The organism is Pelagibaculum spongiae (assembly GCF_003097315.1).
GTDB lineage: Bacteria > Pseudomonadota > Gammaproteobacteria > Enterobacterales > Pelagibaculaceae > Pelagibaculum > Pelagibaculum spongiae.
Window position 1 is genome coordinate 234,748 of record NZ_QDDL01000002.1, and the last position, 20,152, is coordinate 254,899.

The 20,152-nt window shown below is 41.7% G+C and carries 19 protein-coding genes; 10 read left to right on the forward strand and 9 right to left on the reverse strand.

What is annotated here, in order from left to right:
- Window positions 1-17: 17 nt before the first annotated feature.
- From DC094_RS07025 to DC094_RS07035, 3 genes are all read right to left on the reverse strand, one after another.
- Window positions 18-359 (reverse strand): hypothetical protein, encoded by a 342-nt coding sequence (locus DC094_RS07025; protein WP_133245490.1) that lies wholly within the window; start codon window positions 357-359, stop codon window positions 18-20.
- 189 nt (window positions 360-548) lie between these two features.
- On the reverse strand, window positions 549-1,067 hold the full coding sequence (locus DC094_RS07030) for a pyridoxamine 5'-phosphate oxidase family protein (protein WP_116686416.1): 519 nt from the start codon (window positions 1,065-1,067) through the stop codon (window positions 549-551).
- A 264-nt stretch (window positions 1,068-1,331) separates the two neighbouring features.
- Complete coding sequence (locus DC094_RS07035) at window positions 1,332-1,820, reverse strand: MarR family winged helix-turn-helix transcriptional regulator (protein ID WP_116686417.1); 489 nt, start codon at window positions 1,818-1,820, stop codon at window positions 1,332-1,334.
- A gap of 158 nt (window positions 1,821-1,978) precedes the next feature.
- On the opposite strand from DC094_RS07035, the gene DC094_RS07040 reads away from it, so the two are divergent.
- From DC094_RS07040 to DC094_RS07050, 3 genes are all read left to right on the forward strand, one after another.
- A complete protein-coding gene (locus tag DC094_RS07040; RefSeq protein WP_116686418.1) occupies window positions 1,979-2,992 on the forward strand; it encodes an ABC transporter substrate-binding protein in 1,014 nt (337 codons plus the stop codon).
- Between the two features lie 155 nt (window positions 2,993-3,147).
- On the forward strand, window positions 3,148-4,047 hold the full coding sequence (locus DC094_RS07045) for an ABC transporter permease (protein ID WP_116686419.1): 900 nt from the start codon (window positions 3,148-3,150) through the stop codon (window positions 4,045-4,047).
- On the forward strand, window positions 4,040-5,230 hold the full coding sequence (locus DC094_RS07050) for a quaternary amine ABC transporter ATP-binding protein (RefSeq protein ID WP_116686420.1): 1,191 nt from the start codon (window positions 4,040-4,042) through the stop codon (window positions 5,228-5,230). Before DC094_RS07045 ends, DC094_RS07050 begins: the two co-directional genes overlap by 8 nt.
- A gap of 87 nt (window positions 5,231-5,317) precedes the next feature.
- Here the strand turns inward: DC094_RS07050 and DC094_RS07055 are convergent, their stop codons facing one another.
- Complete coding sequence (locus tag DC094_RS07055; RefSeq protein WP_116686421.1) at window positions 5,318-6,217, reverse strand: DMT family transporter; 900 nt, start codon at window positions 6,215-6,217, stop codon at window positions 5,318-5,320.
- 366 nt (window positions 6,218-6,583) lie between these two features.
- Between DC094_RS07055 and DC094_RS07060 the strand changes: the two genes are divergently transcribed.
- The 4 genes from DC094_RS07060 (at window position 6,584) to DC094_RS07075 (ending at window position 9,409) form a co-directional block, all read left to right on the forward strand.
- The gene (locus DC094_RS07060; RefSeq protein ID WP_116686422.1) at window positions 6,584-7,159 is read left to right on the forward strand and encodes a hypothetical protein; all 576 of its coding nucleotides are present in this window, start codon (window positions 6,584-6,586) and stop codon (window positions 7,157-7,159) included.
- Window positions 7,149-8,345, forward strand: coding sequence for a PQQ-dependent sugar dehydrogenase (locus DC094_RS07065; RefSeq protein ID WP_206605597.1), 1,197 nt, complete (start codon window positions 7,149-7,151; stop codon window positions 8,343-8,345). Before DC094_RS07060 ends, DC094_RS07065 begins: the two co-directional genes overlap by 11 nt.
- 240 nt (window positions 8,346-8,585) lie before the next feature.
- Window positions 8,586-8,966 carry a RidA family protein gene (locus tag DC094_RS07070; protein ID WP_116686423.1) on the forward strand — a complete coding sequence of 127 codons (381 nt, stop codon included), beginning with the start codon at window positions 8,586-8,588 and terminating at the stop codon, window positions 8,964-8,966.
- A gap of 98 nt (window positions 8,967-9,064) precedes the next feature.
- Window positions 9,065-9,409, forward strand: coding sequence for a hypothetical protein (locus tag DC094_RS07075; RefSeq protein ID WP_116686424.1), 345 nt, complete (start codon window positions 9,065-9,067; stop codon window positions 9,407-9,409).
- 56 nt (window positions 9,410-9,465) lie between these two features.
- Here the strand turns inward: DC094_RS07075 and DC094_RS07080 are convergent, their stop codons facing one another.
- Both DC094_RS07080 and cysS read right to left on the reverse strand, forming a co-directional pair.
- Entirely contained in the window at window positions 9,466-9,786 is a 321-nt protein-coding gene (locus DC094_RS07080; protein ID WP_133245491.1) for a hypothetical protein, read from the reverse strand.
- A 557-nt stretch (window positions 9,787-10,343) separates the two neighbouring features.
- Window positions 10,344-11,786, reverse strand: coding sequence for a cysteine--tRNA ligase (cysS, locus tag DC094_RS07085; RefSeq protein ID WP_116686426.1), 1,443 nt, complete (start codon window positions 11,784-11,786; stop codon window positions 10,344-10,346).
- A 1,864-nt stretch (window positions 11,787-13,650) separates the two neighbouring features.
- Between cysS and DC094_RS07095 the strand changes: the two genes are divergently transcribed.
- The 3 genes from DC094_RS07095 (at window position 13,651) to DC094_RS22065 (ending at window position 18,121) form a co-directional block, all read left to right on the forward strand.
- The gene (locus tag DC094_RS07095; RefSeq protein WP_116686428.1) at window positions 13,651-16,935 is read left to right on the forward strand and encodes a DEAD/DEAH box helicase; all 3,285 of its coding nucleotides are present in this window, start codon (window positions 13,651-13,653) and stop codon (window positions 16,933-16,935) included.
- A gap of 213 nt (window positions 16,936-17,148) precedes the next feature.
- Window positions 17,149-17,742, forward strand: a complete 594-nt coding sequence (locus DC094_RS07100) for a hypothetical protein (protein WP_116686429.1) — start codon at window positions 17,149-17,151, stop codon at window positions 17,740-17,742.
- A gap of 229 nt (window positions 17,743-17,971) precedes the next feature.
- Window positions 17,972-18,121 carry a hypothetical protein gene (locus DC094_RS22065; RefSeq protein ID WP_158527244.1) on the forward strand — a complete coding sequence of 50 codons (150 nt, stop codon included), beginning with the start codon at window positions 17,972-17,974 and terminating at the stop codon, window positions 18,119-18,121.
- A gap of 366 nt (window positions 18,122-18,487) precedes the next feature.
- Here DC094_RS22065 and DC094_RS07105 read toward each other — a convergent pair whose 3' ends face one another.
- From DC094_RS07105 to DC094_RS07115, 3 genes are all read right to left on the reverse strand, one after another.
- Complete coding sequence (locus tag DC094_RS07105; RefSeq protein WP_116686430.1) at window positions 18,488-18,781, reverse strand: HigA family addiction module antitoxin; 294 nt, start codon at window positions 18,779-18,781, stop codon at window positions 18,488-18,490.
- Entirely contained in the window at window positions 18,781-19,101 is a 321-nt protein-coding gene (locus DC094_RS07110) for a type II toxin-antitoxin system RelE/ParE family toxin (protein WP_304598348.1), read from the reverse strand. The genes DC094_RS07105 and DC094_RS07110 overlap by 1 nt, the downstream gene beginning before the upstream one ends.
- A 713-nt stretch (window positions 19,102-19,814) precedes the next feature.
- The gene (locus DC094_RS07115; protein WP_116686431.1) at window positions 19,815-20,126 is read right to left on the reverse strand and encodes a hypothetical protein; all 312 of its coding nucleotides are present in this window, start codon (window positions 20,124-20,126) and stop codon (window positions 19,815-19,817) included.
- Between the last annotated feature and the right edge of the window lie 26 nt (window positions 20,127-20,152).

Sequence of the window (20,152 nt, forward strand, 5' to 3'; positions counted from 1 at the left end):
TGGCATTTATTTCCTTGCTATGTCTTTTTATTAACCAGACGATGCAATGGGCTATTGCTTATCGAAGCAACTCCGATTAATTGCATTCCCCAACTAAAATAAAATAAAAACACTGCAAACCCGGCAAAACCAAAAACAAACCATAGCCAGCGCATATATTTGACTGAACCAAAAGGCCTAAAATTAAATATTAAAGCCAATAAAAACACCGCTGCACCGAAGATCAGAACCGGATCACTTGGAAAATCCTGACCTTGATACATTCTAATATCAAATAGTAACTGCCGGTCAATTAAAGCCATCGACCAAAGCAGCAGCCCCGTCAAAGAAAATAATGCGTTAAACCAGTTTCTTCTCATATTTATTGTTATTTTTTAAGTAAACTCTGAAAGCCGATAGCTCTGAGATATAGAAACTATTCACCGAGAAGCTATCGAAGGTACCTTACTGAAATTTATTCATAAAAATGAGCTGTTAATCAGCCCATTAGAAGTTGAGAAGAAATCATGCGTCTGATCTCTTTTCCCTTTGACCACAAGCAAATAGTTTTATGATCGCTTTTTATGCCCTACCCGTAAATGATCAATCGACTGACCAGCCAATGTGCCACCTTCGAGCTGGTAAGCCTTGCCAAATCCTTTTACATATCGGCCACCTTTAGGCAGCAGGCGGAACAGTCTGAAATCAGCCAGCTGGCTGAGGCTATTAATTCGATCACCATGTCGCGCAGCTAAAGTATTTATGCCAACCTGCCAATCGGTTGTTTGATATTCAATTAATTCAGCATCAACCAAATAATTTACTCTTAACCGAGCAAATATTTCATTGGCAGCATCTTCATCTTCAATAATCAAAACTGATGCTCTTTGCTCATGCTGTAAATTCACCGCATGCCGTGCAATTTCACTAATCAGAATATAAAGGCACTGTTCGCCGATTGCGAAAGGTGCGTATGAAGCAAATGGATGGCCATCAGCTTGTACGGTTGAGAGCTGCAAAGATTTTCGACTGCCGATAAAATCGAGAATCTCTTGGCTCAATCGCTGCTCCATTTCCTGATTTTTCATATTAATCTCTATAAAACATGGTTTAACTGGTTCGATTAAAACCAATTAAGCGCCGTGGAAGCAAAGAATTCTTATGAGCATTCTCGTAGATCATCTCGGAGCTTTGGCGCAACATGATATTTCATTAAAAAGTCGCTATTCGCTTCGCTCATGACGATCTACATTGAGGGTGTTTATTTTTTATAAATACTTAACCGGTTTAAAAACAGTGCATCGTTGGAATTAAAATCGGCAAAAAACCTAAAATCACTCTATTAAAACAATTTAATCCATATTTTTATCAGGCACCGCAATATCTAATAGCGGTGCAGCGTCGATATCTTCTGCATTCATCATGCTGGCAATCTGACTTAATGAGGCTAGCATCGAAGTTTGTGCGTCCACGTCGAGCCGTTCAAATTTTTCAATAAAGGCTTCATGCAATAGTGGTGGCACCTTGGCCAGCACCTCTTTACCAAAATCAGTCAAGCGGGCGTTAACAATTCTGCGATCCGTTTTGCTTCTAATACGTTCAATCATCAACCGGCTTTCCAATCGATTAAGAATCGTTGTCACGGTTGCTTGGCTCAATGATATTTCTGCTGACAGACATTTTACCGTCACGTCTCCGAGTAAATCGATACTCCGCATCACCATCACTTGTGGAATCGTCAGGCCGCAGCTCTTACTCATACGCTTCGATTGAAGATCTGTAGCACGAATGATCTTGCGTAACTCAGTCAAAACATCTTGCCAATGCGGCATATCACTCATCGTGGTTTCTCACATTTATCGAACATCATTGGAAATGGGAATAGCACTAAAGATTTGAGCTCTAATCATTAGACATGTAATATACATACCAAGCAAGTGAGAAAATACAATCACATAAAGCCCACAGCTTAGAGCTTAGAGCTTAAAAAAGGTACACCATGAAAAAAGTGCTTTACGCAGTATATCTTTCTAGTCTGCTAGCCATTTTACCTACAACCAGCTTTGCTGCGACAACTAGTTGTGGAAAAGTGACTATTGCTGATATGAACTGGAACTCAGCCACCCTGTTTGCTCACCTTGACCAGTTCATTTTGAACCACGGTTTTGGCTGTAAAGCAGAATTGGTTCCTGGCGATACCATGCCAACAGGCACATCAATGGTTGAGCGAGGCGAGCCGGATATCGCACCAGAAATCTGGATGAATGCGTTGAAAAAAACCATCAACCAGGGCATCGCTGAAAAACGACTACGCCATGCGGGAAGATCGTTATCTGACGGTGGTGAAGAAGGTTTTTGGGTACCTAAGTATATGGTTGATAAATACCCAGAATTGGCAACCATTGCCGGGATAAAGAAACACGCCAAGCTGTTCAAACATCCTGAAGACCGTAGCCTATCAGCATTTTATGGCTGCCCTGCTGGCTGGAATTGCCAAACAACTGGTACAAATCTCTTTAGGGCATTGGAATTAAAGCAAGCAGGTTTTGATTTAATCGACCCAGGTTCAGGAGCAGGTTTAGCCGGCGCAATTGCTAAGGCTTATGAGCGCAAGCAAGCTTGGTTCGGTTACTACTGGGCACCGACTGCGATCCTCGGCAAATACGAAATGGTCAAAGTGCAGTTGAGCGACAGTATCGATAAGCAACACTATATCGATTGCATCACTCAAGAAGAGTGCCAATCTCCTAAAGCCACTATGTACCCAGCGGCCGATGTTTTTACCATCACTTCTGAAAGCTTTGCCAGTCGTTCACCCCAAGCTTTTGATTATCTGACAAAACGAAGCTTGACCAACAAGCAACTGAACCAGATTTTGGCATGGATGGAAGAGAACCAAGCCGACGGCGAAAGTGTGATGTTGTATTTCCTGGAAAAGTATCCTGAAGTTTGGAGTCAGTGGGTACCAAAACAAAACATCCAGACAATAAAATCAGCGGTCAAAAATTATTAATTTTTGATTCGCAATCTCAAGCAAGCCTTCTTTATTGAGGCTTGCTTTTGCTTTGAAGAATAGAGTGTTTCGACTACAGGTTTAATTTTCTTTACTGAAAACAGTTAGAAATTAAACCCTCTAAGATTAAAATTTAATATTAACGGGTGAGCAGTATGTCCGACAAAAGCTGGTTAACTGAATTTCCACAGCTGGATAGAGGCGAGCTTCGAGATATTAGAAAATATCTTGATTCTGGTTATCGAGAATTTTCTCGCGAGTATGGTGATAGTATTGAAGCGTTTTTTGATCCACTACTGCAGTTTTTAGTGTGGTTTGAAAAACTTCTATTATCGACACCTTGGTGGTTAGTAATTGGCGTAATCAGCGCACTAGTTTGGCTGGCGAGTCGCTCATGGAAGTTATGTTTAGGCGTGGTTGCTGCATTATTGCTAATTGGTTATTTCGGCATGTGGGAAAATACCATGCGAACCACCAGCATTATTTTAGTCTGTACCTCGCTGGCAATCATAATTGGCATTCCGATTGGTATTGCCATGGCACGCTCCGACCGAGTTCAGTCAATCGTCACACCTTTAATGGATGTGATGCAAACTATGCCTGCCTTCGTCTATTTAATCCCAGTAGTCATGCTACTAGGTATTGGTAAAATACCTGGGGTTATCGCCGTTGTTATTTATGCCATTCCTCCGGTAATTCGTTTGACCAACTTAGGAATAAGGCTGGTCGATAAAGAAGTACTAGAAGCAGCAACTGCATTTGGCGCCAGTCCATTACAGCGGCTACTCAACGTACAACTACCGCTTTCTATGCCCACTATAATGGCTGGTATTAACCAAACAATTATGATGGCATTATCGATGGTGGTTATCGCTTCAATGATTGGTGTAAAAGGCCTTGGCCAACCGGTGTTAAAATCGATTACCAATCAATATTTTGCTTTAGGGCTATTAAACGGTTTAGCGATTGTCGCATTGGCGATTATTTTTGACCGAGTTTCACAAGCATTTGCTAAGCGTACTCAGCGTCACATGCAAGGAGTTCAGCATGATTAAACCAATCATCGAAATTAAAAACTTGTATAAGCTGTTTGGTCGCAAGCCTGAATCAGTGATGCCTTTAGTTCATCAAGGCATGGGAAAAGATCAGGTTTTAGAACAGACCAATCACGCCCTGGGTTTAAAAAATATTAACTTGTCGATTCAGCGTGGCGAAATATTCGTCATTATGGGTTTGTCTGGTTCAGGAAAGTCGACCTTAATTCGCCACCTGAACCGATTGATAGACCCCACTGAAGGACAGATTAATATTGACGGTGTCGATGTTACCCAATTAGATGCCAAGCAATTACAGATGTTTCGCCGCAAAAAAATGTCGATGGTATTTCAAAACTTTGGATTGCTACCGCATAAAACAGTGTTGGATAACGTCAGCTACGGCCTTTCAATTCAAGGTATCCCAAAGCTCGAACGCAATCAAAAAGCTATGGAATGGTTGGAATCAGTTGGGTTGCCTGGTTATGCCAAACAATATCCGTCTCAATTGTCTGGCGGGCAACAACAGCGAGTTGGCTTGGCTAGAGCCTTATGTACCGATGCAGAAATTTTGTTAATGGATGAAGCTTTTTCAGCACTTGATCCGTTAATTCGCTCTGAAATGCAAGATCAATTAATCGAACTACAACAAAAACTGCACAAAACTATCGTTTTCATTACCCATGACCTAGACGAAGCACTTCGGCTAGGTGATCGTATTGCAATATTAAAAGATGGTGAAATTGTTCAACAAGGCACCCCGGATCAAATCTTATTACACCCGGCCGATGAATATGTTGAAGCTTTCGTAAAAGATGTTAACCGGGCTCGCGCCTTGACTGTTGAAACGGTAATGCAACCTGCACGCTGTCGAATTACCGAGTCAACCATTGAAGGTGCATTACAACAAATGCGCGGCTTAAAACGCACTTATGGTTATTATGTTTCAGATCAGGGCTACCAAGGCGTAGTAACTGAAGTTGCATTGTGCGCAGCGGTAAAACTCGGTCAACCAAAAACCATTAACGATGAGATTTGGCAAGAGTTACCAGCGATTCAACCAGACGATATTTTGGAGTCGGTGATTCCTGGCACTCTGGAAGCTGAGTATTCAGTACCGGTAATCAATAAAGCTGGTGAATTAAAAGGCGAGCTATCTCGACAGAACTTGGCAGAAGCCTTTTCTGAAAGTAAGGCCAGTTAATTGACCCGATAAAAAAAGCCCCGCTGATTATTAACGAATAGTTATAAACAGCGGGGCTTTTTTATTTTTAAACTATTTGTAGCAAAACTAGCTTGAACGTTTTCGCTTGAATAATGCCGAAGCAGAGAACCCAGTCACCAACATAGTCCCCGCCACCACCACAGGTGCACCAACCCAAATATTCCAGCTCAATGGCTCAGCTAAAAATAATACGCCCCATAACACGCCAAAAAACGGCACGAGGAAGGTCACGGTTAATGCGCCCGGCGCACCGATATCAACAATCAATTTAAAATACATCAAATAAGCAATGCCACTACAAACAACACCCAATGCAACGACTGCCAAGGCGATGGTTGGAGAAGGCATATAGTTAGCCGGAGCGAACGGAATAAACGGCAATAGCCATAAACTAGCGGCCCACATGCTACCGTGCGCATTGGCAAATGGTTCAATCGGTTTTGCACCTTCTGCCTGATTATGCTGTACAAAATTACTAGCAATACCATAACAAAGCGCTGCCGCTAATGAAGCCATAACTGCCAAGCTATCAGACCAACCAACTGATGCATCAAAACCAACCAGAACCGCCACGCCTACCACACCGAGCAATAAACCCAGTGCAGTTTTTACGGTTAATCGACTGCCTTTCCACAGAAAACCAATCACAACGCCCCATACTGGCGCCATCGCATTTATAATTGATAAAAGTGAAACCGAAAGTGTTTGCGCGGCATAAGCAATTAATAAAAAAGGTAAGCCTGTGTTAAATAAGCCTAAAAATAAAAACGTGCGCCAATGTTGGCGTAAATTTAATTTCTTTTTAATTATCAATGCAACAATTGCTAAAAAGATTGCTGCAAATAGCACTCTTAGTTCAATCATCACTGCCGGACCAAGTGCCGGTACTGCCATTCGCATGAAGAGGAACGAACCACCCCAAATAGCTGACAACCCTAATAACTGAAACAAACTCGATAGACTCATTTACTCACCAAATGCAATATACCCAAAGAATTAATCTATCTATGTATTGCAGCGGTACATTGCAGGTTGATCATGACAAACTCAACCCTGCACAACACAACCGCCCTTCTCTTCGCCAGAAAAGGCCACAAGCATAACCGATGATAACGCCAACCCTAACAAGTTTGCTGGCAATAATTGGATATCAGAAGGTGATTTTGAGATTACTCCGATCGGCTACTGCTTTTCATTCCAATAATCATTCTTGTTGCTGACTGTACTCTTTAAAGCGGGCCAAAATAGAAAAAATTGAACCATTAGAACCAACGGCGCTTGCAGCCAACACCAAAGCAGCTTTTAATAGCACAAAGTCTACAGAGATTGACAATGAAAGCTGCCAAAAACATGGCCTGGAAGCCAAAGCTGATCGGATTTTTCACTGCCCTGATCATTACCTTTGTCCTTGCCAGCATTAGCCATAGCCAACAGGTATTAAACCAACTACAAGCGATTGGTATTGAACTGTCTTGGCAAATTCGATTAACCGCCACATTTGACGACCTACTCGGCTTATTGCCAGGATACGGCGCAATTATCGCGATCAGCCTACTACTAGGTTTCGCCATTACCCATCAGGTGAGGCAACGTATTCTAAAGAAAATTTTTAACAAAGATGGTTCAGAATTTTCAGCCACAGTCGATTATTTAAGCTGGGGTATATCCGGTTTTCTCAGCATGCTGGTGCCATTACTTTTAATGAAGCCTTTGCTGGATATCACTCTAATTGCCGGCGCCAGAAGCACTAGCGGTCTGTTACTTCAATGCTTATGCGGCGTTTTAGGCGTAGTTTGTGGCCGTTACATCTATCAGCAGTTAAATAATAAAACCCATAAAAACATTACTAATCAATCATCTAAAATTAAATCGACCAGCAGATCAGGGAGCGATCGCCATGAAGTTTAAGTCATATTGTCAGCAGTATAAGTCAAGTGCGGCGCTTTTCTTGAGTAGCATTACTTTCGCGACAGTCAGTCTGATGTTTCCAGCTCAAACTATGGCGACTGAGTCTCCAGCCAGTTTTTCATCCCAGCTATTAACTGCTGAACAAGCCGAGCTTCAAGTTCAGGCCTTAGCATTCAGTGTTGAGCAAATCACCGACCAGTTAGATCGTCCATGGTCATTAGCTGAATTACCCAACGGTCAACTTTTGGTCAGTGAACGCTCCGGGCAACTTCGCATAGTCGACGGCGATAAGATTTCAGCACCGATCGCTAATATCCCACCGGTCTATTTCGCCGGTCAGGGCGGTTTGTTAGATGTAAAACTACATCCTCAGTTTCTGCGTAATCGCTGGGTCTATTTAAGCTTTGCCCATGGCACTAAAAACGATAATGCACTGCGAGTAATTCGTGGTCAGTTGAGAGATAACCAGCTAGTAAATCAGCAGGTAATATTCACTGCCAGCAGTAAAGACACTCCGGTTCATTACGCCGGAAGAATTGCATTTCTGCCAGACAACACATTGTTAGTCACTGTTGGTGAAGGGTTTGATTACCGAGAAGCGGCACAAAAAAAAGATAGTCTGCTAGGAAAAATCGTCAGAGTTCGTGACGACGGCAGCATTCCTGAAAACAATCCTTTTGTCGCCGAAGCTAACAGTAACAAAGCCATTTTCAGCTTGGGTCACCGCAACCCTCAAGGGCTAGTTTACGACCAACAACGCAATATCATTTACTCAAATGAACATGGCCCGGCTGGTGGCGATGAAATAAATATTATCCAGGCAGGCAACAACTATGGCTGGCCAGTGATTACTTATGGCCGAGATTATTCCGGAGCGATCATTTCTCCCTACAAAGAATACCCGGGAATGCAGCAACCCTTCATTGACTGGACACCTTCGATTGCCCCTTCATCACTGGCAGTTTACTACGGCAAAATGTTTCCTCAGATGAATGGCGATTTACTCACCACCACCTTAAAAAGTCATGAGCTCCGTTGGGTCAAAATGGATGGAAACCAACCGGTACAGCAAATTTCTCTGCTGGCCGAGTTAGATGAGCGATTGCGTCATGTGGAAATCGCTAGCGACGGCGCAATTTTACTCCTCACCGATAGCGGCAAGCTGTTAAAGCTAACAGCCAAATAAACTTGCTTAAGATTCAATCAGTGGTTTTCTCAATAGCTTGATCACGCATCAAGCTATTGATCAATTGGTCGGACATTTAGAGTTATGGTGATTTTGCAGTATTGAAGGTGCATCAATTAACCATATATCGAGCGCTTTGACGATTTCATTCAACAGATTGACCGGATAGTTTGACCACTCTTTTTACTCAGCCCAGAATAGCGGCAACTGGCCCACATTTACCAACAATGAGAATCTGTGATGAATAATGCGATCCATACTGACCAGGCACCTGCAGCAGTAGGCCCATACTCGCAAGCAATCCAGGCTGGCAATCAGCTGTTTGTTTCCGGTCAGATCCCTTTTATCCCAGAGACCATGACTCTGGTTTCTGAAGATGTTGCTGAGCAAACCAAACAGTCATTGGTGAACTTAAAGAGCATTATCGAGAGCGCTGGCTTTGCCATGACCGATGTTGTTAAGTGCACCATCTTCATCAAAGACATGAACGAATTCGCCACCATCAACGAAGTTTACGCCGGTTTCTTTGAACAACCATTCCCGGCGCGTGCTTGTGTTGAAGTGGCGCGCTTGCCAAAAGACGTCAAAGTTGAAATCGACGCAGTGTGCATCAAAAGCTAATCACTGGGTTTGATCGGTCGCTACCAACTACTTTTTATGCGCACGTTATGCCGCAGTAGTGGGTAGCGATTTTAAACGCCAATTAAATATTACTCGGTATGATTAAAATTCACTTTAAACTACCTATATTGATAGAATCAGATAAGAAGCTTATCGCTGTGTTTTCTGCAAATGGGCTAGATAGCGCAATAGCTAAAGCCGAATTCAATCTTAAAGATACTTATTTTTCGATTGATTCTAAAGGAGAAGGCTGGGGTTATTACTCAAAATTAGAATACTTCTCACCGCTAATTACAAAAAAAAGATGGTACAAGAAAGAAATTATTGAATTACATAATAAATTTGTAAAAAACAAAAATGATAAATTTATCGGCAGATCATTATCATCAAAAACACTACCTAAAGTCATCCATGAAATCGTAGCATTTTCCGCTAATCGATAATTCGAGCTAAAAAATTTCTAGCAACCAATCGACCTTTCGTTTTTTGGCAATACATTCTAGTTAAAATCCGTACTAAGATTTTTTAATATCCCAGACAATTTGGTTATATAGTTTGGCCACAAATTATCAAGTATTGAAAAGCCTCTCTCTTTACATAATGCCAATAAAGTTTGGTTTCTGGATATTACTACAACATTTTTTCTTTTGATTGGCTGATCTCTAACATATCTACCTTGCAATGCTTCACTTTGGATACCGTGTCTTTTACCGTAACTAGCAATTTCAATACTAATTGGTATTGGCTTTCGATCGAATTCAAGCCACGCGACCAACCCGATAACCCCTTCGAAAAAGCCCATACTGCTAAGTTCATGCATTGAATTTATTGAAACTTTATCAATCCAATATTTAGAAAACTTAAACGATATTATTTTTTAATATCATTTATAAGAAGATCACTTATAAGGCATAAATACAATGGCTATCTGTTTTAATTAATAATTCGACAAACTGCTTATGGAGTAACTCATGATTGAAAACAAAACATCTTTCTAATTCTGGCAGCGTCGTAATTGAAGACAGATCAATTTCACTAGACGATTGTCCCTTTAGTGTTCGTCTTGACCAAAAAACTTCATCCAAATGAATATAAATTAACACTCCCCTCCATGGGTTATTGGCCACGAGATAGCAACCACCTAAGACTAGTACAGCAAACACTTAAATGAAGGCGTTTGATAACTAAAACCTGCCTAATTAGTCTGCAAAATTCTGATAGTCATTTTGTCCGCTTCTACGCCCCTCTCTCGTGCAATGACAAGCCCTGCGGCTTACTCAGGGCATCTCATTGCGAGCGTCGATACTTGATTATATTCAAATCAGATAACTACAAACCATCAGAAGAATATACTGAATAGATACCAATCTACCAATATTAATATACCGTCACTTTCGACAGCTTCGTCTTTTCCAACTTGAACCCCTTATCTTGATCTTGCATTTGATAGCCAGCTTGTAAAATTAGCTCTCGCAGCCTGTCAGCTTCTAACCAATTTTTTTGTTTACGCGCCTGCCAGCGCTGCTCTGCCAAGGTAATTACTTGCAGCGGTATTTCTGACGATACTTGGTCAGCTTTCAACAAATCCAGCCCAAGCACTCGCTCCATTTGCTGCAAGGTTGCCCGTTTATTTTCATCGGCTATTTCACTGGCGATCATTTCAGATAACACCGCCATTGCTTGTGGCATGGCTAAGTCATTATTAATTTTTTCAGTGAATTTATTCCAAAAATATCGATCAACCTGGCCATCTTCAGGCCAAGCACTGACTTTAGTTTTTAATTTAATCATCCGGTCTGAAGCCTGTTGCAAGCTTTGCCAACTGAAATTCAAATGACTGCGATAATGACTGGTCAATACCAGGTATCGATAAGCTAATGGCGAAAAGCCACGCTGCACCAATTCACTTAATAACAGAGACGTTCCAGACTTAGATATTTTTTGTTGATCTAGCTGCAAGAAATATCCATGCATCCAGTAGCTGGCTTGCCTGTGACCATTTTTAGCCTGAGATTGAGCAATTTCATTGGTATGGTGCACCGGTATATGATCTTCACCACCGGCATGAATATCAAATTGCTTGCCTAAATAGTGTTCCGACATCGCAGAACATTCGATATGCCAACCGGGAAATCCAATACCCCATGGGCTTGGCCATTCCATTTGCCGCTGTTCGCCTCGGCTAAATTTCCACAATGCAAAATCAGTAATTGAACGCTTTTCAGCGGCTTCAACTCTTACACCTGATTTCAAACCAGCAATGTCTAACCGTGCCAGCTGGCCGTAATCTTTCAGTTTACTGGAATCAAAATAAACACCATCACTGGTTTGATAAGTAAAGCCTTTATCTTGTAGTTGCTGGACGAATTCAATTTGCTGCTGAATATGCTCGGTGGCCCGGCAAATCGTTTCTGGCGTTTCAATATTTAATTCAGCAAGATCGCTCAAAAATTTGTTTTCAAAATACTCGGCAATTTGCCAGGCAGATTTGTTATGTTTCCTAGCACCCTTTTCCATTTTATCTTCGCCGGAATCAGCATCTGAAACTAGGTGTCCCACATCGGTTATGTTCATCACATGGTGAATCTGATAACCATTTAATTTCAAAGTGCGCCGTAAGATATCGACAAAAATATAGGTTCTCAGATTTCCTAAATGAGCATAGTCATAAACCGTCGGGCCGCAGGCATAAAGCCCGATTTTCGCTGGATCCAGTGGTTGAAATGGAATGATTGCTCTTTGCCAACTATCAAAAAACTGCAACTGACTTTGCGGTTTAAATGACTCAGACTCATATTGATCGATTGATTTTTGTTGCATTGGCCACCCGGGGAATCATTAGCTTGCGAATGAATGTTCGGCGGTAGCGCTAATGCTGGTGTTTCTGTAGAAGAGTCTAGTGACTAAAAAACCACAAAAAAGGCCGTAGCATTGCGTCTACGGCCTTTAAAAAATACTTGTCTGTAATGAGTTACATAAAGCACAGCCGTCGTGACGAAGCACAACAGCAACAACAGGCAATGCCTACCGGGAAAAGTAAAACAATTGAATTTACAGATTTCATAAAGCAATTCTAACACAACAAATTAATGGATCAAGCGCCAGCAACCTCAAGCAATTTTATTCTCAAACAACACTGGACTATCAGCTAACATGGCTACTAATCAATAAAAGTGCTCAGAAATTTAAAATTATCCCAGGCTTTGTAGGTTTGATGAGCGCTAGCGAAATCAGACAGCTGGCCATAGGTTTCAAAAGTGCCTGATTGCGCCAAAGGCTTATCAAACCACAGCAAAATGTTCGATACCTCGGGAAACAAGATGTTTATTTTATTCTACCACTCTAACCATTATTTGAATAAATCATTCAATTATCAAACAATCTGATTAGCCTATTCTGCATCGATCATTGCAAAAAATATTGAAGTTAACGCCAACCGTTATTTATCACCGGCAAACAACTCATTAAAATTTATCAGAAAACCATTCTCTATTTTTTTCTGGCTAGCAGCCTTTGATTTAAATTATGATTCGCGACAACCAATAGCATAGATTTATGCTGAACAGCCAAGCTGCAAGCCTGCATAATCAATCAAAAAAAATATCTATCTACTCGATCAAACAAGACGGTAAAGGCTGTTTGAAAATGGAGGCAATCTGATAGCACTGCTTTCTACTGCGACTACCCTCTCTAATCTAAAGAAATTGTTTTACTAAGACCACTCTACGAAGCCCCTGCATTATAGCGATAACTGCCAATATAATTTGAATATCAAACACCCAGCATAAGGCTTGGTTACATGCAGAACTAGTCATCGCCTTAAAAAGGAAATACTCAACATTTACATCAAACAAGCACTGATAGTCGATCGCCAGATTATTCAGCAACAGCGCCTGACTAGCTAGTTCGCCCACTAAAAAACAACAGCTAAGCCAAAAATAATACGATTTTTAGCAAAAAGTGTTTAACCCGGAGAGAAAAGAACATATAATGCGCGGCAGCGTATGCGAATTGATCTTTGCTTATTCTCTATATACAAATGTTATATAACAGTGACATCTAGTGAACTGCGAAAAGTAACTGTTCTGTAAATTTCAACCTGCTTCGTCAGATAATATCGTCGATGAATCCAAGCTGCTTGAATAGCTGCCAACATAAATGAAAACATCAACCGTCTGTTTTCATTTAATTATTATGGTCGACTATCATTTTAGTTTGGCTTAACTCAAACTAGTTCAGTTAAATTCGCACAAAAAACAATCAAAGTTTCATATTACTAATATCAAATTCCCTGCAACCCATATCGAAGAGAAAACTTCAAGCATTGAGCATCTCCTGAAACCTTATCATGATCAATAGCATATAAAAACCTTTTTCTGGTAATAGCTACTTTCGGCGCAAACCTTTCACGGCCGATTTACTGTAAGTTAATAATCTATTGCTTCCTGTCAATAAGCAGCGATTTGGCCTTTTGCTCACTTTTTCCCAACAGCTAGCATTGCTTCAACTCAAATTACTAAAAAACTTCATAATTGACATGCACGCCCCAAGCCCACCAAACACTACAATTTCAAAGACTTGCGAGAAATCGACCTTAAAAAAAACAAATAAGTGATCTTTCGCAATTTACAAACAGCTCCCAAATGCGCAAAATACTTTTTTTGAATGTTTAAATAGTCTAATAATGCGTCCTCTGTCTGTCGAAGAACTCTATGATTTTTTTGATCCTGATGAGATCAAACGCGGAATGTCTTATTACTCCGATCGCCGGGTTCGTGAAGTTGACTTCGCCGGCAATCGTGTCCGCGGTAGGGTTCGGGGTAGTGCCCGACAAGCTTATCGAGTAGTAGCGACCATTGCCGAAAAAGAAGATGGCGACTTACACATCGAATCTCGCTGCTCTTGTACCCATAAAGAAAACTGCCAGCATGGCGTTGCTTTGGTTATGGAAGCACAGCGACTGAAAGGCCACGATCCAGAAAAAGCTGATTCAAGAGATCACCTAGATCACACGCTCAAGACTTGGTTCCAGGAACTGGACAAGTCAATGCAGCCAGAACCTGATCTATGGCCGGACAATGTTAAAGAACGTCTACTTTACGGTTTATCCCTTTCTCCAGGCATTCGCCGATTGAATGTTACCCTGGCAGTTGGCCGACTATTAAGTAGTTGCCAGTTGTCAGACTCCGAACCTCGCCCTTTCCAAGCAGAAAATGTATTCCGCGGTAAAAGCCCGGCGCGATTCTTAGTTGAATCAGATTTATCGATTTGCCGTCGAATTGTGGCTAACGAATCTAGCTTGCTGCAAGGCGAAGAAGGCTATGAGTTGCTGCGCGCCATGTTACGAACCGGCCGCTGCTACTGGATCGAATGGGGCCATATGTTCCCCTTGTCTCTCGGTTCTGATGAAGCACTCAACTTGGCATGGGATGTCGATGACCAATGTCGCCAACATTTAAAGCTGGCTGGCAACCGCACTGCGCTGCCCGTCACTCCAGCTTGTTACCTCGAGCCAGAACATAGCCAGATTGGTGTGATTGAAAGTGATATCGAAGAGTCAATGCTGACTTCTTTATTGTCGATGCCTCCGGTACCTGCCGATCAAATTCAATCATTTCAGAAGCGCTGGACCAAGCTGGCCCGCGAATTCCGTTTGCCACGTCCTAAAGCACTGGAATATTCAGAAGTTGCGGCGATCGAACCTAAACCCATCATGAAGTTTGTACTGCAAGCGGTACCCACCTATGACTGGCAGACCGAAACCGCTTGGGAACAGCCAGCAATCAAATTGTTTTTTGATTACGACGGCCACCTGATCGATGCCGGCAACGCTAAAAAAGAAATGACGGTTTTCCAACAAGAGCGTCAGGTACACATTCACCGTCATTTAGAACTGGAAAAAGACTGGTTAGCACGCTTAACCAAATCTTCAGTTCGCGCTGTCACCGCCGTTTACGGCAACCGCCCACTGAATAACTCCTATGCGCCTACCGGTGAAAAAGGTTTGAGCCAGGAAAATTTATGGCTGGGTTATTTACAGCAAGAATTACCAGAACTGCAAAAACAAGGTTTTAACATTGAATTCACCGAAGACTTCCCATGGCGTTTACATAACGGCGAAGATTCTACTTGGATTCTCGATGTCGCTAAATACGACAACGACTGGTTAAGCTTTGCAGTAAAAATTCAAATTGATGGCGAACAGATTGATCTGCTTCCGGCGATTATGGGCTTGATCGAAGAAATGGGAGATGACATCACCAAAATCACCCCCGATCAAACGCTACAGCTGCCGCTTGAAGACGGTCGCCGCATGCCCTTGGCTGCCAACTTAATTTTGCCGCTATTAACCAGCTTAATGGAAATCTTCCAAGAAAAAGATCTGGAAAAAGGCCGAATTAAAATCAGCCAAGCTGCAGCGCCTACTTTATTAGAAGTAGAAGCCGCACTTTCCCGCGTATGCCGCACCACCTGGCAAGGTGATGTCGACGTGCAAAAGCAGATTATGCAATGGGATAACGAGCAAAAGAAAACCGTTAATATTCCTAACCAGTTCTTGGCTGATTTGCGCCCTTATCAGTACAAGGGTTTGCAATGGATGCAGCTACTGCGTCGCCTAGGTTATGGCGGTATTTTGGCTGACGACATGGGTCTGGGTAAAACCATTCAGACTTTGGCTTATTTATCGGTAGAAAAACGTAGCCGCCGCTTGGTTAATCCAGCGCTTGTTCTGGCGCCTACCAGCTTGGTTAGTAACTGGGCACGTGAAGCAGATAAATTTACGCCAAACCTGAAAATTCTAGTATTGCATGGCCCTGACCGGGATTGGATGTACGAACACATCCCAAATGTCGATGTTATTATTACCACCTACCATTTATTGGTTCGCGATTCAGAAGAACTGCTAAAACAGCATTACTCTAATGTAATTCTCGATGAAGCACAGGCAATCAAAAACCCGCGCGCACGCTGGAGTCAAACGGTTCGTTCAATCAGTGCAGACCAGCGTTTCTGCCTGACTGGTACACCGATGGAAAACCATTTGGGTGAATTATGGAGTCAATTCGATTTCTTATTACCTGGCTTTTTGGGCAAGCAATCGCATTTCCGTACTTTATTCCAAGTGCCGATTGAAAAGCACGGCGTAGAAAGTCGTCAAAAAATGCTCAGCAAACGCATTCGTCCATTTATGATGCGTCGAACCAAAGAGCAAGTCGCACCAGAATTACCACCCAAAACCATTACAATACAAACCGTTCGTATGGAACAGCAGCAGGCTGAACTATATGAAAGCGTGCGTATGGCAATGCTGGGTAAAGTCCGCAAGGAAATCGACAAAAAAGGTATCGGTGCCAGCCGAATGATGATTCTTGATGCATTATTAAAAATGCGTCAAACCTGCTGCGACCCTCGCCTATTAAGTTTAGATGCAGCCAAAGATGTAGAAGAAAGCGCCAAGCTCACTCTACTGATGGAAATGCTGGAAAACTTACGGGTTGAAGGCCGCAAGGTTTTGATCTTCTCTCAGTTCGCTAAAATGCTGGGATTAATCGAAGAGAAATTAATTGAGAAAGAATATTCTTACAGTAAATTAACTGGCCAAACTCGCAAGCGCCAAGAACAAATTGACGCTTTCCAGGACGGTGAAAAAGACGTATTCCTGATCAGCCTTAAAGCAGGTGGTGTCGGCCTGAACTTGACCGCTGCAGATACCGTGATTCACTTTGACCCATGGTGGAACCCAGCAGTAGAAAACCAAGCAACCGACCGGGCGCACCGTATTGGCCAAGACAAACCCGTATTTGTTTACAAGCTGATTGTCGAAGGTTCGCTGGAAGAACGTATTATTGAAATGCAAGAAAAGAAACAGGCACTCGCCGAAGCGATTTATGCAGAAACGGCAGTAGCGGGTAGTACCATTACTGAAGAAGATATTGAAATGCTATTCTCGCCTTTGGCAGAAAGTTAATTTCGATTATTTATTTCAGTTTGAAAATGCCGGCTTTTTAGTCGGCATTTTTTGTTCTACTATTTATACATTCTCATACCCTTGTTGTTTACTATGTTATTCCTTCCCGTAGCCAGCTTTAATCTAACCCTCATAAAGGGGCGCTCATCTGACCTTTGTATTCTGAAAAAAGGTTACTGCGTAGGCATATCATATGCTTGGCTCAAACATGTAATGCTCGCTGGCAATGATCAACTATTATCCTCTGAAGAACGAAAGTATCACGTAATATCACAAGCGCACTTAATTCATCATGCTCAAGCAGACAGCCGCATAATTTTGTTAGACAAAACCAGTTCGGCGACAATGGCAAGCGTCTTTTTTTTCGAACTCTATTTTTCAGCCAAAATCTTTTCTCTTGAAGTTAGCCGCCCGCCTGCAAATAAAGGAAATCTAATTTATGCGCATATACCATTCCGTCAGCTAGAAAACTCTAATTCTTTAGCAGAAACAATTATCCACCACCTCAATTCATCTAAGTCAACGGCTATAATACTAAACTTATGGTTTTACATTAAAAATGGGGATTCAATTGCTCATACCACAGCTATATACAGACATAAGGAGCTACAGTCTGAGGAAAAAACAACATATGTTTTTTTCGATTCAAACCTTGGAGAATATCATCTGAATGAAAAAGAACTGCCATTATTTTTCATGTGGTTTTATTTTCAATATAACTATGAGAATTTAATATTTCAAATATACCCCGTCAGTTTAAAAAATACCGCCAAACCTAAAATTCCAGGCACCTCAAATACTAAATAAACCACTTGAGGCATAAACACATAGTCATTGCATGATAAACTGCGCAGTATGGATATGATCACTTTTAGCGCAGCATTAGCTGGAAGCCGCCACCCTTCATGACGTGATTGGTTTTGCCAAGCAGTGTTAGCAGCACCGCTACTTTTTCTACTCAATCTAGAATTTATTACGGCACCAATTCTAATTTGTGGCATCGTCATGTCATTAATGAATAGCTGGGGTTATCGCAGTGAAAACATTGGTGAATACTTGGACAGATAACCGACCGGCGCACCGTATTGGCCAAGACAAACCCATATTTGTTTACAAGCTGATTGTCGAAGGTTCGCTGGAAGAACGTATTATCGAAATGCTATTCTCGCCTTTAGCAAAAAGTTAATTTCGATTATTTATTTCAGCTTAAAAATGCCGGCTTTTTAGTCGGAATTTTTTATGAGTAGATTTTAATTATTTAAATAGCGCGCATTAATTAATAGCGAACCAATCGTTTGATAAGCCTTCGGCGGAATTGGGACATAAAGGCGTGTCTATTTCTATAACACCCTTTTATTTAAATATTTTTTTGATACAACCATTTAGCACCACCTCCATGTGACGAGATGACAAACCCAGCTCCACACTCAGAACCCGTCATTCCGAGCATGGATGCCAGAACCCAGACGCAATGGATGGCAATTCAGCAGTTATAAATAGATATTTAGTTTACGGAGTGTTTGCGATTCTGATATTTTATTTTTTGAACTGGTTATGCGGTGATAAAATTAAGCGGCTTAAGCTGTGAAGTGTCTATTCTTTTCTTTGCTTGCCAAATTTCATAATTATCTTGCATTGAGAGCCAGCTCTCCGGAGTACGACCTAAGACCTTCGATAGTCTTAACGCCATTTCAGGAGAAACAGCACTCTTACCTTTAATTACTCGGTTGAGAGTCGAAGCTGCTACCCCAAGCTTCGCTGCAAGATATCTGCAACTAATATCATATGGTTCCATATATATGGAATCGATAAATTCTCCAGGATGCGGTGGATTGTGCATAGACATTAGTGATAATCCTCATAGTTAAGGATGTACGCATTGCCATCCCGAAATTCAAAAGTAACACGCCAGTTACCACTTACTGAGATTGACCATACTCCTGAACGATTTCCCTTCAATGGATGCAGAGAGAAGCCTGGAAGGTCAATATCATCAATCACTTGGGCCGTATCAATAGCGGCTAACTGTATTCTCAGTTTCTTTGCGTGCTTGACCTGAACCCCAGCCTTCTTGCCCGTCTCGAAGAACTGTTCCAGCCCTTTATGTTTGAATGATTTAATCATAATATCAACTGTAGCGTGTTGCGCAACACAGGTCAACGCCAAAGCTGTTGCTCATGTTTCGTAGGGCCTAACGCTTAAATTAGAAACACCGTATTGGCCAAGACAAACCCGTATTTGTTTACAAGCTGATTGTTGAAGGTTCGCTGGAAGAACGTATTATCGAAATGCAAGAAAAGAAACAAGCACTCGCCGAAGCGATTTACGCAGAAACGGCAGTAGCGGGTAGTACAATTACTGAAGAAGATATTGAAATGCTATTCTCGCCTTTGGCAGAAAGTTAATTTCGATTATTTATTTCAGTTTTAAAATGCCGGCTTTTTAGTCGGCATTTTTTATGGGCGTGGTTTAATTGTTTAAATAACGCGTATTAATTAATAGCGAACCAATCGTTTGATAAGCCTTCGGCAGAATTGGGATACAAAGGTTTTTCTATTCCCACAACAGTCTGCTATTTAATCAGTTTTCTTTATTGCAACAAACTAGATCCACCTCCGTGTGACTGGATCCCGTCAATCCTTGACGGGATGACGTGCCCAGCGGCATGCTCCGAACCCGTCATTCCGAGAATGGATGCCGGAACCCAAACGCCATGGATGGCAACACAGAAGTCATAAATTAAAAACCAGAACTTTTTTAATTCAGGCATTTATTACTTAAGTTAGCGCCATTGGATCCATCGACATGGAAGTTAAATCTGAAAGCTTATAACGCTATAAACTTATTGAAAATAACAGTTAAAAAATTCTAAACAGGTTCTAAAGCAGCGTGAAGCCTTTGTAAGATTTGAATGCTACAGCCACTGACTCAAAATCAACCAGCTTGTACTCGGTTGGGCTGATAACACCAACCCAATAGCGACTGTTGTCACCCCAAGGTTCATTCACGACACAGTCATAACCATGATATTTGAATGAAACTCTGTCGTCGTTAAACCAGCTCCGTTTTACATCACTTACACCGCTAACGGAAATCAAAATTTTCAATAACGGGTCCATTCTAACCCAGGTGCTAGTCACTTCGAATGCTCGGAGCTTACCGTTCTCATCATGTAAAGAATGTACTTTCATAGGCAGTTAACTTTTACGTCTGGTGC